The 15328-nt window shown below is 61.9% G+C and carries 15 protein-coding genes; 9 read left to right on the forward strand and 6 right to left on the reverse strand.

All coding sequences use genetic code 11. From position 1 onward, the window contains the following. Positions 1 to 15 precede the first annotated feature (15 nt). Together KBY73_RS12765 and truB are read right to left on the reverse strand one after the other, a co-directional pair. Complete coding sequence (locus tag KBY73_RS12765; RefSeq protein ID WP_254937456.1) at positions 16 to 801, reverse strand: YebC/PmpR family DNA-binding transcriptional regulator; 786 nt, start codon at positions 799 to 801, stop codon at positions 16 to 18. A gap of 28 nt (positions 802 to 829) precedes the next feature. Then, the gene (gene truB, locus KBY73_RS12770) at positions 830 to 1717 is read right to left on the reverse strand and encodes a tRNA pseudouridine(55) synthase TruB (RefSeq protein ID WP_254937457.1); all 888 of its coding nucleotides are present in this window, start codon (positions 1715 to 1717) and stop codon (positions 830 to 832) included. A gap of 42 nt (positions 1718 to 1759) precedes the next feature. Between truB and KBY73_RS12775 the strand changes: the two genes are divergently transcribed. Both KBY73_RS12775 and KBY73_RS12780 read left to right on the forward strand, forming a co-directional pair. Next, entirely contained in the window at positions 1760 to 2488 is a 729-nt protein-coding gene (locus KBY73_RS12775) for a queuosine precursor transporter (RefSeq protein ID WP_254937458.1), read from the forward strand. 31 nt (positions 2489 to 2519) lie between these two features. Further along, positions 2520 to 3272, forward strand: coding sequence for a bifunctional 2-polyprenyl-6-hydroxyphenol methylase/3-demethylubiquinol 3-O-methyltransferase UbiG (locus KBY73_RS12780; RefSeq protein ID WP_254937459.1), 753 nt, complete (start codon positions 2520 to 2522; stop codon positions 3270 to 3272). Positions 3273 to 3353: 81 nt separating this feature from the next. On the opposite strand, the gene rpmA is transcribed toward KBY73_RS12780, so the two are convergent. Then, positions 3354 to 3617 (reverse strand): 50S ribosomal protein L27, encoded by a 264-nt coding sequence (rpmA, locus tag KBY73_RS12785; RefSeq protein WP_254933859.1) that lies wholly within the window; start codon positions 3615 to 3617, stop codon positions 3354 to 3356. Between the two features lie 54 nt (positions 3618 to 3671). Then, entirely contained in the window at positions 3672 to 4076 is a 405-nt protein-coding gene (gene rplU / locus KBY73_RS12790) for a 50S ribosomal protein L21 (RefSeq protein ID WP_254937460.1), read from the reverse strand. 197 nt (positions 4077 to 4273) lie between these two features. On the opposite strand from rplU, the gene KBY73_RS12795 reads away from it, so the two are divergent. From KBY73_RS12795 to kaiC, 3 genes are read left to right on the forward strand one after another with little or no spacing between them, the layout of a single operon-like run. Then, positions 4274 to 5134 (forward strand): circadian clock protein KaiA, encoded by an 861-nt coding sequence (locus KBY73_RS12795; RefSeq protein ID WP_254937461.1) that lies wholly within the window; start codon positions 4274 to 4276, stop codon positions 5132 to 5134. Between the two features lie 19 nt (positions 5135 to 5153). Further along, on the forward strand, positions 5154 to 5546 hold the full coding sequence (gene kaiB / locus KBY73_RS12800) for a circadian clock protein KaiB (protein WP_254937462.1): 393 nt from the start codon (positions 5154 to 5156) through the stop codon (positions 5544 to 5546). A 28-nt stretch (positions 5547 to 5574) separates the two neighbouring features. Next, complete coding sequence (gene kaiC / locus KBY73_RS12805) at positions 5575 to 7116, forward strand: circadian clock protein KaiC (RefSeq protein WP_254937463.1); 1542 nt, start codon at positions 5575 to 5577, stop codon at positions 7114 to 7116. On the opposite strand, the gene nblS is transcribed toward kaiC, so the two are convergent. Together nblS and purD are read right to left on the reverse strand one after the other, a co-directional pair. Further along, complete coding sequence (gene nblS, locus KBY73_RS12810) at positions 7113 to 9089, reverse strand: two-component system sensor histidine kinase NblS (RefSeq protein ID WP_254937464.1); 1977 nt, start codon at positions 9087 to 9089, stop codon at positions 7113 to 7115. The genes kaiC and nblS overlap by 4 nt on opposite strands. Further along, positions 9086 to 10414 carry a phosphoribosylamine--glycine ligase gene (gene purD / locus KBY73_RS12815; protein WP_254937465.1) on the reverse strand — a complete coding sequence of 443 codons (1329 nt, stop codon included), beginning with the start codon at positions 10412 to 10414 and terminating at the stop codon, positions 9086 to 9088. The genes nblS and purD overlap by 4 nt, the downstream gene beginning before the upstream one ends. Before the next feature lie 159 nt (positions 10415 to 10573). Between purD and KBY73_RS12820 the strand changes: the two genes are divergently transcribed. Genes KBY73_RS12820 through lpxC form a run of 4 tightly spaced genes read left to right on the forward strand, consistent with a single transcriptional unit; the run spans position 10574 to position 15328 of the window. After that, positions 10574 to 11491, forward strand: coding sequence for a hypothetical protein (locus KBY73_RS12820; protein WP_254937466.1), 918 nt, complete (start codon positions 10574 to 10576; stop codon positions 11489 to 11491). Beyond that, positions 11488 to 12243, forward strand: coding sequence for a phosphoribosylaminoimidazolesuccinocarboxamide synthase (gene purC, locus KBY73_RS12825; RefSeq protein WP_254937467.1), 756 nt, complete (start codon positions 11488 to 11490; stop codon positions 12241 to 12243). Before KBY73_RS12820 ends, purC begins: the two co-directional genes overlap by 4 nt. A gap of 44 nt (positions 12244 to 12287) precedes the next feature. Then, the gene (locus KBY73_RS12830; RefSeq protein WP_396097102.1) at positions 12288 to 14456 is read left to right on the forward strand and encodes a BamA/TamA family outer membrane protein; all 2169 of its coding nucleotides are present in this window, start codon (positions 12288 to 12290) and stop codon (positions 14454 to 14456) included. After that, on the forward strand, positions 14456 to 15328 hold the full coding sequence (gene lpxC / locus KBY73_RS12835; RefSeq protein ID WP_254937469.1) for a UDP-3-O-acyl-N-acetylglucosamine deacetylase: 873 nt from the start codon (positions 14456 to 14458) through the stop codon (positions 15326 to 15328). The genes KBY73_RS12830 and lpxC overlap by 1 nt, the downstream gene beginning before the upstream one ends.

Below are 15328 nucleotides of genomic sequence, written 5' to 3' on the forward strand. Positions count from 1 at the left end.
CCATCACCTCTGCCCTCAGCCCATCACCTCTGCCCTCAGCCCTTCGTCGGCCTCCAGGTTGCTGGTGACGCTGCGCCCATCTTCCAGGTCCTCGAGGGCATCAAGCATGCGCAGGCAGGCGCGCAGAGTTTCGGCGTCGCTTATCGGGCAGGCGGTCTGGGGAATCCAGCGGTGTTCCCAGCCCACCACTACCCAGCCCTGCTGCCGCAGGCCGTCCTGCAGGGCCTCTAGGTCGGCGAAGGTGCCGCACACCTCCAGCCCCCCTTCCTCGAGGGGGGTGTAGCTCAGGGCGGCGGGTCCGCCCTGCTCCTCCAGGGCCAGCAACCCTTCCAGCAGGACTTCTTCATCGATGGCTTGGCCATTCCCGGCGGCTAGCTGCACCACCGAGCGCTGCTCAAACAGGTAGCCCACACAGCCGGTTTCGCCCAGGTTGCCGCCGTGTTTGCCGAAGGCCAGGCGCACCTCGGCGGCAGTGCGGTTGCGGTTGTCGGTGAAGGCCTCCACCAGCACCGCCACGCCGCCGGGGCCGTAGCCCTCGTAGCGCACCGCCTCGAAGGTTTCGCCAGCGCCACCGCCTTGCCCTGAACCCTTGGCGATGGCGCGCTCGATGTTTGCGTTGGGCACGCCTGCGGCTTTGGCCTTCTCGATGGCGGTGCGCAGCTGGAAGTTGCCGGTGGGGTCGGCCCCGCTTCGGGCCGCCACCATGATCTCCCTGCCAAGCCGGGTGAACACGGCGCCGCGTTTGGAATCCACCACGGCCTTGGTGCGTTTTATCTGGGCCCACTTGCTGTGGCCGGCCATCGGGGTGCGGGGGGAGAGGGGCGGGGGGCTACCCGGTTGCGTTGAACACCAGCTTGGGCTGCAACAGGCCGCCTTCACTGGTGCGAGCCATGCCAGCCAGGTTGCCATCCGGCCCCAGCACCGCCACCGGCTCTCCCGCCTCCAGCGACAGCCGATGGTCAAGGGCGCGGCCGCAGCGCCAGCCTTCAAGTTCTGCATCGAGTAGCTGCCGTTGGGGTAGGTGCCCCAGGGCTGCCAGCGGATTCAGCAGGGCTGGCAATGGCGCCTGATCGAGGGCTTCCAATGGCACGGCCTGTTCGAGGTCAAAGCCCAGGGCCTCGCTGCGGCGCAGCCGCGCCAGGGCACCACCGCAGCCCAGCGCCTCGCCCAGGTCGCGGGCTAGGGAGCGGATGTAGGTGCCGGCTGAGCAGCGCACCAGCAGCTCAAGCCTGGCTGTGGCGCCATCCCAACCGAGCAACTCCAGTCTCTGGATTGTGACCGCTCGGGGAACCAGCTCGACCTGCTCGCCCTGGCGCACAAGGGCATAGGCCCGCTGCCCCTTCACGTGCACGGCTGAAACCTGGGGGGGCACCTGGTCGATCCTGCCCCGAAAGCTCGCCAGGGCTGCCTCCAGATCCGCTGCCTCCAAAGCGGGCACCGCAAAGCGGGCCAGCACCTCACCCTCCAGATCGTCGCTGACGGTGCGCAGCCCCAGTTGCACCACGCCCCGATAGGTCTTGTCGCCCTCCAAGTAGGGCAGTAGCCGGGTGGCGGGGCCTAGGGCGATTGGCAGCACCCCGGTGACGGCTGGATCCAGGGTGCCGCCATGGCCCACGCGCTTGAGCTTGTAGGCGCGCCGCACCCTGGCGACACAGGCGTGGGAGGTGAGCCCAGCCGCCTTGTCGAGCACCAGAAAGCCGCAGGGCTGGTCAGCCATGGATCGGAGCGTCACCCTTGCAGCGTCCCATGTTCAGCTCCAATGACCCTGCAGCAGCGCCGCGACCTGGCGTTTCTGGTGCTGGCTGGGATCTTCCTGGGCACCATGGGCATGCTCAACATCCTTGGCCTCACACGCTTTCTGCAGTTAGGCACGATTGGCTCCTGGCCGATCGTGGTGGCGGTGGGGGCCCTGCCCTATCCGATCACCTTTCTCTGCACCGACCTGATCAGTGAGCTGTGGGGTGAGCAGAAGGCCTCCCAGCTGGTGTGGGTGGGTCTGCTGCTAAACGGCTGGATTGTGCTGATCCTCTGGCTTGGCGGCATCCTGCCGGGGGTTGCCGGTGCGCCGGACGCCACCTTCTTCGAGGTCCGTCGCTTGGCATTCGGCGCTGTCGGGGCCTCGATGGTCGCCTACCTGGCGGCCCAGTTCACCGACGTGCGCCTATTCCATTTCTGGAAGCGCTTCAGCGGGGGCAAGGCCCTATGGCTGCGCAATAACGGCTCCACCCTGGTGAGCCAACTGGTCGATACCAGTGCCGTGGTGCTAATTAGTCATTACGCCAGCCATGTGCTGCCGGTGCGCCCCGGCGAGCCGGTGGTGCCCCAGTTGGCCTCCTTCATCGCCAGTGGCTACCTGTTCAAACTTGTGGCAGCCCTTGCTGACACCCTGCCCTTCTATGGCCTGGTGGCCTGGCTGCGGCGCTGGTTAGAGGTGCCGGGAGAAGGGGCTGAACTGGTGGAAGAGGCCCGTATCGGGGCTGGCTCCTAGGTTGACCCCCATCTAAAGGGCAAGGCAAGGCATGGGCGCGGTAGGGGAGCTGGAGTTGGGGGTGGAGCGCTTCTTGGCTGATGGCTTCGCCCTGCGCTCCCAGTTGGCCAGCTTCCTCGAGATTTCCCCCGAGGAGCTGGAGTGCCGCCTGCCCTGCAGCACCGACGACCTGGCCGCCCTACACCCCGGTGCCTTTGATCCAGATCAGGCGGGTCGCTTTTATGAAGACACTGTTGGCACCGGCCATCTGCTGGAGTTGGCGGCCTGGCACCTAGGCAGCGCCGACTACATCGCCGACACCCTGCGGCTGCAGCAGCGCTTTGCCCGCGGCCAGGTGCTCGACTTCGGCGGCGGCATCGGCAGCCATGCCCTGGCGGCCGCGGCTCTCCCCGAGGTGGAGCGGGTGTGGTTTGTGGATCTCAACCCCCACAATCGGGCCTTTGTGCAGGCTCGCGCTGCCGAGCTCGGCCTGGGCGCCAAGTTGAGCTGCTATCGGGATATGGCTGATCCGGCCCTACCCGGGCGCTTCGACACGATCGTTTGCCTGGATGTGCTGGAGCATCTGAGCGATCCTGCCGCCCAGCTGGCCCTGTTTGCCGAGCGCCTCGCCCCAGCCGGCATCGCCCTTCTCAACTGGTATTTCTTCAAGGGATTTCAGGGCGAGTACCCCTTTCACTTCGATGCCCCAGAGCTGGTGGAGGCTTTTTTCCGCACGCTGCAGAGCCGCTTTCTCGAGGTGTTTCACCCTTACCTGATCACCACCCGGGCCTATCGGTTGGCTTGAAAGGGGCCGTAACGCTGGGCATTAAAAAGCCGGCGGAGGTCCGCCGGCAGTAAGGAATCGCTTTATGGGGTTGGGGCTAATTCAGCCGATGGCAACGTTGATGCGCTTGCGGTTGCGTAGGCCGCGCTTGATGCTTTCGAAGTTGACTACGCCATCCACCAGGGCGAAAAGGGTGTCGTCGGAGCCGCGGCCAACATTGACCCCGGGCAGCACAGAGGTGCCGCGCTGGCGAATCAGGATGGAGCCGGCGCTCACGGTTTCACCGCCGTAGCGCTTGACGCCGAGGCGCTTGGAGTTGGAATCGCGGCCGTTGCGTGTTGAGCCTGTGCCTTTCTTGTGGGCCATGGATCGGGGGTGTCAGCGAGTGGATATGGAGATTGAAAAGGGTGCAGAAAAAGCTCAGGCCAGAGCCTTGCCACCTAGGGAAATCGATTCGACCATCACGCGGGTCAACTCCTGGCGGTGACCGTTCTTGCGCCTGGTTTTTTTCTTAGGGCGCATTTTGTAAATGATGATCTTGGGGCCGCGGCGATGGGCCATCACCTTGAGCTCAACACTGGCTCCCTTTACGTACGGCTGGCCCAAGGTCGTGGTTTTGCCGTCGTTGATCAGCAACACGTTGTCGATGGTCAAGGTGCCGTCGACATCGATGCCAAGGCGGTCGAGGTCGTAGTAGCGGTTCGGCTGCAGCCAGAACTGTTGGCCTGATGCCTCAACAATGGCGTAGGCGCCACTGGTGGGGGCCTCTTGGGGAGCGGCCGGTTCGGCGCTGCTCTTGGCTGCGGATTCGGTGGTAGGGCTCATGGCGGCAGGAGCGTGGCCAGGCTGACGGAGAACTTTTCAAGCCAAGGGTTTCAGCAAACCCATAGCCCGAAAAGTGACTCGACGTCATTCGGCCTGGCGCACAATCGAAAAACAAACAATAATCCTCTCGTCTGGCCCTTACTTTCGTCAACATTTAGGGGCCCTTCCCGCGGGTTGCCCCGCTGCCAAAGCGGTCTATGCCCGAACCGGCCCTCACCATCGCTTCTCTGATCCGAGATCCCAGCCTGCAGCAAGCCTGCTCCCGCTGGCTGCTTGGGGGGCGTTGCCGCATGGTCTGGGTGGATCCCTCAACCAACCCCCTGGTGGAGCTAGAGCAGCGACGGGAGGAATTCGACGCCGTGCTGCTGGAACAGGGGGCCCTCAGCCCAGAGGACTGCCGTGCCTTTGGGGATTTGGGACTGCTGATGCCGGCGGTGGTGATCGGGGGCGTGGGAGGCCAGATCGAACTCCATGAAGCGGAGGTGCACTTGCCCCCCGATCAGCTTGAGCAGCTCAGCTACAGCGTGGATGCGGCTGTCTCCCGCTACTTGCGCGAAGGCCTAGCCGGCTCCGAGAGCTCGCCTGCTGGCCAGAGAACCGAAACCCCCGATCGCTGGAAGCTGGCCAACCGGCTGAAGGGCCGCGTCGGCTTTGTTGGGGTTTTCTACAAGCGTGATCCAGCCCGCTTTCTACGTAACCTGAGCCAGCAGGAGCGCGAGGATCTGATCCATTCTCTGGAGCGCACCTATCGAGACCTGCTGCTCAGTTATTTCCGGGATCCGGCGGCGGCAAACCAGGCCTTGGAAAGTTTCGTCAATACGGCTTTTTTTAGTGATTTACCCATTACTAAAACTGTTGAGATTCACATGAATCTCATTGATGGTTTCTCCAAGCAGCTCAAGCTGGAAGGGCACAAGAACGATTTCCTCCAGGATTATCGGCTGGCCCTGCTCGATGTGATGGCCCATCTTTGCGAGATGTACCGCCGCTCCATTCCACCCGATGCGCCTTTGACTGGTTTGCCGGTCCAGGCGTCCGGCCAGCCCACGATGGCTTGAACCAGGAGGTTTCTTAACCATGACTCCACGCAAGACCTACATCCTCAAGCTCTACGTGGCGGGCAATACGCCCAACTCGATGCGTGCCTTGAAAACACTGCGGAATATCCTTGAAACGGAATTCCGGGGCGTATATGCCCTCAAGGTGATTGATGTGTTGAAGAATCCTCAGCTGGCTGAGGAGGACAAGATTCTCGCAACCCCCACTTTGGCCAAGATCCTGCCGCCACCAGTACGCCGAATTATCGGCGATCTCTCCGACCGGGAGCGGGTGCTGATCGGGCTTGATTTGCTCTACGAAGAGCTCAGTGAGGAGGTTTTGGAAGAGGAATTATGTGAAACCGACGGCATGGCAAATCCGTCGGTTTCGGTTCCTACAGATCCTCTCCCTTCTCTTGAGCCGCTGCCCTGAGTAGTTTTTCTTCAGAACTCTTCCCTCGATGCAGGAACCAAGCCCCACTAGCAACCCCCTGATGCAGGTGCAGAAGCTCCCGACTGGGATCGAGGGCTTCGACGACGTGTGCCACGGCGGCTTGCCCATCGGCCGCTCCACCCTGATCAGTGGTACCTCAGGCACCGGTAAGACGGTGTTTTCTCTCAACTTCCTATACAACGGCATTCGCCAGTACAACGAACCAGGAATCTTCGTGACTTTTGAAGAGTCGCCTCTGGATATTCTGCGTAATGCGGCGAGTTTTGGCTGGGATCTGCAAGAGATGGTTGAGCAGGATAAGCTCTTTATTCTTGACGCCTCGCCGGATCCGGAAGGTCAAGATGTGGCGGGGAGTTTTGACCTGTCCGGTTTGATTGAGCGGATTAATTATGCAATTCGCAAGTACAAGGCCCGTCGAGTGGCGATTGATTCGATTACCGCTGTATTCCAGCAATATGACGCGGTTTCCGTGGTGCGTCGGGAGATTTTCCGCCTTATTGCCAGGTTGAAGGAAATTGGTGTCACCACGGTGATGACCACCGAAAGGATCGATGAATACGGTCCGATTGCTCGCTACGGAGTGGAAGAATTTGTTTCTGACAACGTGGTGATTCTCCGCAACGTGCTGGAGGGGGAGCGGCGGCGACGCACCGCGGAGATTCTCAAGCTGCGCGGCACCACCCACATGAAGGGCGAGTTCCCTTTCACTATGGGTAGCCACGGCATCAGCGTTTTCCCGCTGGGAGCCATGCGTCTCACCCAGCGCTCCTCAAATGTGCGGCTCAGCTCCGGCGTGCCCCGGCTCGACGAGATGTGCGGTGGCGGCTTCTTCAAGGATTCGATCATCCTCGCCACCGGTGCCACGGGTACGGGTAAAACCCTGCTGGTGTCCAAATTTGTCGAGGATGCTTGCCGCTCCAAGGAGAGAGCAATTCTGTTCGCCTACGAGGAGTCCCGCGCCCAGCTGCTACGCAATGCCACCAGTTGGGGTATCGATTTTGAGCAGATGGAGCAGGACGGCCTGCTCAAGATCATTTGCGCCTATCCCGAGTCCACGGGTTTGGAAGATCATCTCCAAATCATCAAAACTGAAATAGGCCAGTTCAAGCCATCGCGTATGGCGATCGATTCCCTAAGTGCCCTGGCCAGGGGCGTGAGCCACAATGCCTTTAGGCAGTTTGTGATTGGCGTTACTGGTTATGCCAAGCAGGAGGAGATTGCCGGCTTCTTTACGAACACCTCCGAGGAGTTCATGGGTAGCCATTCGATCACCGACTCCCATATCTCCACAATTACCGACACGATCTTGCTGCTGCAATATGTGGAGATCCGCGGTGAGATGGCCCGTGCCTTAAACGTGTTCAAAATGCGCGGCTCTTGGCACGACAAGGGCATCCGTGAATTCGTGATCACCAGCAATGGCCCTGAGATCAAGGATTCCTTTTCCAACTTCGAGCGCATCATCTCCGGGGTGCCCCACCGGATCACCACAGACGAGCGCAGCGAGCTCTCCCGTATCGCCCGCAGCGTCGCCGACGACGAGATTTAAATCTCGGCCTGGTCGTAGCGGCGTCGCTCGGCCAGTAACCGCAATTCGTCCGTGTCGGAATTTTCTAGAGGTAGGTCAAACCAGAAGGTGCTGCCTACCCCTAGGGCACTGGCCATGCGCACCTGGGTGCCGTGTTTTTCGAGGTTGCCACGCACAATCGATAGGCCTAATCCCGTGCCAGCTTCGGTGTGCACGGAGTTTTCAACTCGATAGAAGCGATCAAAAATGCACTCCTGGTCTGCATCCGAGATGCCGCAACCGCTGTCGGCGATTTCGATTCGAATCCGGGGTAGGGGCGAGGTGAGATCACAGCTGGGGCTGTCGCCCCTGGGTTCGTTGCCCGGGGTCAGCACGCAGAGATCGGGCCAGGGGTAGGCCCGTAATTGCAGCCGCCCACCCTTGGGGGTGAACTTGAGGGCATTGCCCACCAGGTTGTCGAAGACCTGCAGCAGCAGGTCCCAGTTGCCGAGGATGCGCGGCAGCTGGGGATCTGCTTCAAAGGCCAGGGAGACGCCCTTTTCATCAGCATTGAGGCGGTAGGTGCGCAGGATCTGCTCGATGGCTGGGGCCAGCTCCAGCGGCTCTAGGTTCCATTCCCGCTCCGACTCCAACCGGGATAGGTCGAGTACGTCGTTGACAAGCCTGGTGAGCCGGTCGGCTTCGGCGTTGGCGATTCCCAGAAATTCGCGCTTTTCCTCCTCGCTGAGCTGGTCGCCAAGGTCGTGGAGGGTTTCCACGTAGCTCTTGATGTTGCAGAGGGGCGTGCGCAGTTCGTGGGAGACATTGCTGATGAAGCGGCTCTGGGCGGCATTGAGCTCCACCTCGCGGGTTAGGTCTTGGATGGTCATGGCGATGCCCTTGAGGCTTTCGCCGCTGGCATCACTCACCGACTGCAAAACGATGCGCAGGGTGCGGATCGGTTCGCCAAAACTGCAACGCACATCGGCGCTTTCACGGTCGCGGCAGGTCACGCTGTCGAGGGCTGGCTGCACCTCCATTGCCAGCCGTTCGGGCAGCTCGGCAATCAGGTCGTTGCCTTCGAGGTTGCGGCCCTCCCAGCGGAACAGGCGACGGGAGGTGGGGTTGGCCAGCACAATTGCGCCCTCGGCATCCAGCAGCACTGCCCCATCGGCCATCTTGGCGATCAGGGACTGCTGCTTCACCTGGGCGGCGGTGAGCTCTTCGATGTTTGCAGCCTTGTAGTCCTCAAGCTGGGAGGCCATGGTGTTGAAGCCGTCAAGCAGCTCCCCCAATTCCCCGCCCACCGGCAGGGCCAGCCTGGTTTCGAAGTTGCCGCCAGCGATCGAGCGCACCCCCTGCAGCAGCTCTTTCACAGGGCGGGTGATGGTGAGGGCATTGAAAACAGCCCCCAAAATCACCAGCACCCAGATTGAAATGAACACAGCCACTGTCACCTCCCGGGTGAGGGCGGCACTGGCCAGCAGGGTCTCATTGGGATTGATACCCAGGGCCAGCACGCCGAGATAGCGGCCGTCACTCACCATCGGCACAAACACATCCGTCACCTGCCCGCCCGGGCTTAGGTGCTGACGGATCAGGGGCGTATCAGGCCGTTTCTGTAAATCTGAGGGCAATTCTAGGCGGCGGCTGAGCAGCAGCTCGCTGCTGCCTGAGCTGGCGCCGATCGGAATGCCTAGGTAGATCACCCCTTCTGGATCGGCGAAAAAGATGTAGCGAAGACTGCGGCTGGAGCGCCAGAAACGATCTGCTACCGCCGCCAGTTCCCGGTCGTTGCCCTCCGCCACCAGGGGCGTGATGTTGGCCGAGAGCAGCAGGCCTAGATCTCGGGCATAGCGGGTATCGCTCAGCTGGGCATCTCTCTGGATGCCGTTGAGGGCCAAAAAGGTGATGCCCGTCATCAGCAGGCTCACCACCAGGGTGGCCACCGCCAGCAGCTTGGTCTGCAGGCTGAATTCCGCCCACCAGCGGCCTATGGCCTGGCGCCAGCTCATCGGTTGCGCACCTGATGGCCGATGTCCCGGCGGAAGGTCATGCCCTCAAAGTGCACCTGGGCTAGCCCGGCGTAGGCCCGCTCGAAGGCGGTATCAAAGTCGTCGGCCTGGGCCACCACAGCGAGCACTCGGCCGCCGCTGGTTAGGCAGCGGCCGTGGTCATCTCGGCGGGTGCCGGCATGGAACAGCTGCAACTGGTCGGTGGGCTGCAGGGCGCTTTCGATGGGATCGTCGCGGCGCAGCTCCCCCGGGTAACCCTCCGCAGCGGCGATAACGCAGGCACTGCAGCCGGGATGGATGGTTAGGGCTGGTGCTTGGTCGAGGTTGCCGTTGGCGCAGGCCAACAAAATTTGGGCTAGCTCCGGCCCCAGCAATGGCATCAGGGTTTCGCACTCCGGATCGCCGAAGCGGCAATTGAATTCGATCACGCTCGGTCCGGCTGCGGTGAGCATCAAGCCGGCGTAGATCACGCCGCGGTAGTCGATGCCTCGAGCCCGCAGGGCGGCCACGGTGGGCTCGAGCACCCTCTGGCGCACTTCCTCTAGGCCGGACGCATCCAATAGGGGAGCCGGGGCGTAGGCACCCATGCCGCCGGTGTTGGCGCCGGTATCGCCCTCGCCGATGCGCTTGTGATCCTGGGCAGTGGGCAGCAGCACCATGCGCTGGCCATCGCAGAGGGCGAATACGGAAACTTCGGGGCCAACGGTGCGCTCCTCCAGCACCAGGGAGGCGCTTGCCGCTTCGGAGCCGGCCGCCTTGGGCCCAGCGCCGAAGCGGCCGGCAAAAATCTCCTCGATGGCGGCCCGGGCTTCCTCAACGCTTTCTGCCACCGTGACGCCTTTGCCGGCGGCCAGGCCATCGGCCTTCACCACCAGGGGGCGCCCTTGGGTAGTCAAAATTTGCAGAGCCTGCTCGCGGCTGTCTGCGGCCCAGTAGCCGGCAGTGGGAATGCCGGCCTCCTGCATCAGCGCTTTAGCCCACTGTTTACTTGCCTCCAGCTGCGCCCCATCGGCCCCCGGGCCAAAGCAGGGGAATCCCGCGGCGCGCAAGCTGTCGGCCAGGCCAGCAGCCAGGGGGGCTTCTGGACCCACCACCACCAGTTCAATTGCTAGGTCGCGGCAGGTGGCCTGGAGCCCGGCCTGGTCGGATTCGGCGATGGCCAGTTGCTGGCAGCCCGGTAGGTCGCAGCTGCCCCCATTACCAGGGGTAATCCAGACCGCCTCAACCCCTGGCGAGCGGGCCAGGGCCCAGCCCAGCGCGTTCTCGCGGCCACCTGCCCCGATCACCAGGATCCGCGCGGGTGTTGGACAGGAGGCAGGGGGCATGGGCCAGACGGGAGGTGGGAGGTGAGCGAAAGCTCTTCTAAGTTGAAACGTGCTGCGGGGGGCCGCCAAGCCCTGTTTCTAGTCATGCCGGCAATACCAGCGCCATTCTCCCCCCGGGCCCGGCTGTTACCAATTTTTGGCGCTGCGCTGGCTGGCCTTATGGCCGCCGCCCCTGCCCCAGACGCGCAAGCCAAAACCAGTGTTGCCAGCGCTGATCCAGCCCTGATTGCCCTGCTGCGCGATGGAGATCTCAATGCCCTCGACGCTGCCTGTGTCACCGCCGTGCGGCGGCGCGATGGGCCGCTGTTGCGCCAGCTGCAACAGCGGCTGCTCTCCATCCACCCAGCCCCCCAGCCTCTTGCGGTGGTGCTGGCTAATGCCCACAGCTTGTTGAGCTGTCAGGCCCCTGACGGGGCCCTGCAGGTGCTGGCGCGGGTGGGGCCGGCAGCGGGCGCTGAGCGGACCCAGTGGCTGGTGCTGCAGTGGCGTGCTGCCCAGGCGGGCTTGCACCACCAGCTGGCGGCCGATGCCCTCGAGCGGCTTGCGGCTGGAAACCTGGGGCAGTTGGCGTTGCTGGAGTTGCCGGTGGGCGAGAAAAAGGACGGCACCCGGATCAATCGCCCAGCCCTGGATCTGTTGGCGGACCATCTTGAAAGCCTGGGTCAACGGCAACGGGCCGCGGAGGTGTTGGTCAGTAGCTCCCAGCCCGGTGCGGCGACGGCGGCCCGGCTGGCTAAGGCGGTAGCGCTTTTTGGAGCCTTACCAGCGCTTGAGCAGGACCGGCTGCTGGAGCTGGCCCTCGAGCAGGCGGCATCCTCTGGCAGCTGGGGGCTGGTAGCTGAGATCCTCGACCAGCAGCTGGCCCTGGCTGGCGGTACGCCGGAGCAGGTCGCCCGGGCAACGGAGCGGCGCGTGCGCCTCAGCGCCCGTATCGACGATGCCTACGGTGAGTGGCTGTTGCAGCGGCGGGATCCAGCTGCCCTGTCCCGGCAGGGTGATCTGGAGCGTCAACTTCGCACCCCCCGCGCCCCTGGTGGCCATACCGCCGCACAGCAGTCCCCCGATCCTCAGCCATGACGGCCTACACACTTGGTTCCCTGCTTTACGAAGGTAAGGCCAAACGGGTATTTGCCACAGATCAGCCCGACTTGGTAGCGGTCGAATACAAGGACGATGCCACTGCGTTTAATGCCCTCAAAAAAGCCCAGCTGGCTGGGAAGGGAGAGTTGAACTGCCAAATATCGGCTTTGCTTTTTGAGCATCTCGCCGCACGGGGCATTCCCACCCACTACCTCGGGGTGGAAGGCAGCCGCTGGATGCTGGCCCGTCCAGTGCGGGTGATCCCGATTGAAGTGGTGATCCGCAACGTGGCTGCGGGCTCGCTTTGCAAGCAGATGCCCATCGCGCCAGGCACGCCCCTGGAGCCACCCTTGCTTGATCTCTACTACAAGGACGATGGCTTCGGAGATCCCCTGCTCACCGAAGCGCGCCTTGGGCATTTGGGCCTGGTTACGCCCGAGCAGCGCTGCCAACTGGAGGAGCTGGCCCGTCAGGTGAATCGGGAATTGCTGGCTTTGTTTGATTCTATCGGCTTGCAGCTGGTGGATTTCAAGATCGAATTGGGGCATACCGCCAGTGGTGAATTGGTGGTTGCTGATGAGATCAGCCCTGATACCTGCCGTCTTTGGGATCGGGCGGTGCTGGATTCTCAGGACCGGATTTTGGACAAGGATCGATTCCGACAGGATTTAGGCGGCGTTGTCGAGGCCTACGGGGAGGTCCTCAAACGGGTCCAAGGGGCCTGTCCTCCACCCAGGGTCTACCGGTAAGGTCAGCGCAATTTGCGGCCTGTCCGCTCCGCTACCCCTTCCCCATGGCTGGTTTGCTGAGTTTGAAGGCTGTTTGGCCCCTGATGGGCGCCGCCCTCCTCTCGGCGAGCCCTGCCCTAGCCCAGCCTGCATCGCAGCAGGTGGACAACCCATTGGCGGATCCGGCCAGCCAGGCGCCCGCGCCCACCAAGCCCGTCCCCCAGACACCATTTCCAACTCAGGCCGCCCCGGTAGCCGAGCCTGCTGCCAAAGCTGAACCCAAGGTTTTGATCGCCGAGGTGGCGATCGAAGGCCTCCAAGACCACCCTGAACGGGAACGGCTGGAGCTGGCCGCCTACGCTGCGATGGCGGCCACCCCAGGTTCGCGGGTTACCCGCAACGAGCTGCAGACCGATCTATCAGCGATCTATGCCAGCGGCTGGTTTTCCGATGTGCGGATCCAGCCTGTAGATGGTCCGCTGGGCGTGCGGCTGGTGGTGGTGGTGGTGGCCAACCCGGTGCTGCAGCAGGTCAAGCTCGATCCAGCCGACCTGAAGTTGCCGGAGCAGGTGGTCAAGGACACCTTCGCCGCTGACTACGGCAAAACTCTCAACCTCAACACCCTGCAGACCCGCATGCAGGAGTTGCAGCGCTGGTATGCCGATCAGGGCTACTCCCTGGCACGGATCACCGGTCCTAGCCGGGTGAGTCCGGAGGGGGTGGTGGAGCTGCTGGTTCGCCAGGGCACCGTTGAGGGGGTTGAGGTGCAGTTCCTCAATAAGGAAGGCTCTGCCACCAACGACAAAGGCGAGCCAATTCGGGGCAAGACCAAGCCCTGGGTAGTGACCCGCGAGGTGTCCATGCGCCCTGGACAGGTGTTCAACCGGCGCGAGCTCGAGGAGGACATCAAGCGCATCTACGGCACGGGCCTTTTCAGTGATGTCAAGGTGACTCTTAAGCCGGTGCCGGCCGAGCCTGGCAAGGTGGTGATTGTGCTTGGCATTGTTGAGCAGTCCAGTGGTTCTTTGTCAGGTGGCCTGGGCTACAGCCAGAGCCAGGGTGTGTTTGGCCAGATCCAGTTGCAGGACAGCAACCTCTTTGGCCGGGCTTGGGACCTCGGCACCAACATCTCCTACGGCCAATTCGGCGGCCTTGGTGATATCACCTTCACAGATCCTTGGATCAAGGACAACAAATATCGAACTTCCTTCCGGGCTCGCTTCTTCTTTAGTCGCGAAATTCCTCAGCTATTTCAAAGTGAAAATACAACGTTTAGCTACCAACTTAGGAACTTCGATGGAGCTGATTTTGATGTTGTGACTAGTCGCAAGGTCAACCCAAATGGTACTGAAACTATCAAGACAAACTTTGATACGGTCGCGATTCAGCGTATTGGGGCGAACGTTCAGCTTGTGCGTCCCTTGAATGGTGGTAACCCTTACAAAAAAGCTCCTTGGAATCTGATTTTGTCATTCGGGGGCCAGGAAGTTACCCCAATGGACTTTTCGGGAGGTAAGTATTCTTACGGTGTGGTCGGGGCTACTAAATCGCCGACTCGTGTGCCGAGCAACCAGGTTATCTGCCTCGCCTTCAACTGCGCTTCTGAAAACCAGCTGGTTAGTTTTAGGGTTGGTACTACGTACAGCACCCTTAACGACCCCCGCAACCCAACAAAGGGTAACTTCCTGAGCCTGGGCACTGAGCAATTTATTTCTGTTGGGGAAAACTCCCCAACTTTCAATCGCATTCGGGGTACCTTCACCCACTACATACCTGTGGAGTGGTTGAAGATCTTCAAGGGCTGCCGTCCCAAGCCCGGTGAGACCAAAGATTGTAAGCAGGCATTGGCTTTCCAAGTTTCAGCTGGGACCTTGGTAGGCAGTGACATTCCCCCTTACGAAGCTTTCTGCCTGGGTGGTGGCAATTCTGTGCGTGGTTACTACGACTGCGATTTAGGTGTTGGCAAGAGCTTTGCTGAGGCAACAATTGAGTATCGATTCCCGTTGTTTAGTATTGTTAGTGGTGAGATATTCTTTGATGCTGGTACCACTTTTGGGACCCAGGGAGATATCCCTGGTAACCCTGGCGGATTGCTTGGCAAAAGTGGTGAGGGCTATTCCCCGGGAGTTGGCTTAATCGTGACTACGCCAGTGGGCCCCCTGCGCCTTGAAGTTGCCACCCAGGATTTCTCCAGTGATTGGCGCTTCAACTTGGGTGTGGGCTGGAAGTTCTAGTGGCGCAATGGCCAAGTGACTATTCCGGTGCCTGGACTCTGAGCCAGTCGGTGCAACGGGAGGGGGTGGGCTTGCACAGCGGGCAGCAAACCCAGGTGCGTTTACAGCCATCACAGCGCCCGGGCTACTGGGTGGGTTGGCTGGATGCCCCGGAGCTCCCCTTGATTCGTTTGGCCCCGGATCAGGTGAGCGACACTCAGCTTTGTACAGCTTTGCGGCTAGACCAACGTCGCCTAGCCACGGTTGAGCATCTGCTGGCTGCCCTGGCCGGCACCGGTGTTACCCAAGCTGAAATCCTCGTGAGCGGCGAGGAGATCCCCTTACTGGATGGATCGGCGCTGCCCTGGGTGGAGGCGATAGATGAGGCGGGCCTTCAGGCGCTGCCCTATGCGTCAGCGGCGCTGGAGCTTGAGCTGCCGCTCACTGTTAGTAGTGGAGTCAGCTTTGCCACTGCCTTGCCCCATGTCGGCTTGCGGCTTGGTGCGGCGATTGAATTTGCCGATGCGGCCATTGGCCGCCAGCTGTTTTCAATCGATTTGTCACCTAGCGCGTTTGTTGAGCAGATTGCCCCGGCCCGCACCTTTGGGCTGCGTTCCCAGGTGGATCAGCTGCGGGCGGCCGGTCTGATCCGGGGTGGCTGCCTTGAGAATGCCCTTGTATGTGACGGCGACAGCTGGCTCAATCCGCCGCTGCGGTTTGTGGAGGAACCGGTGCGCCATAAAATCCTGGACTTGTTGGGAGACCTGGCGCTAATCGGATTGCCTCGAGCCCAGGTTTTCGCCTATCGCGGCTCCCACGGGCTCCACACATCTTTGGCTGCGGCCCTGGCCGGCCTGGCCAGCACCTCCCCCTCCAGTTCTTTCGCCAGTTGA

The organism is Cyanobium sp. Tous-M-B4, assembly GCF_024345395.1.
GTDB lineage: Bacteria > Cyanobacteriota > Cyanobacteriia > PCC-6307 > Cyanobiaceae > Cyanobium_A.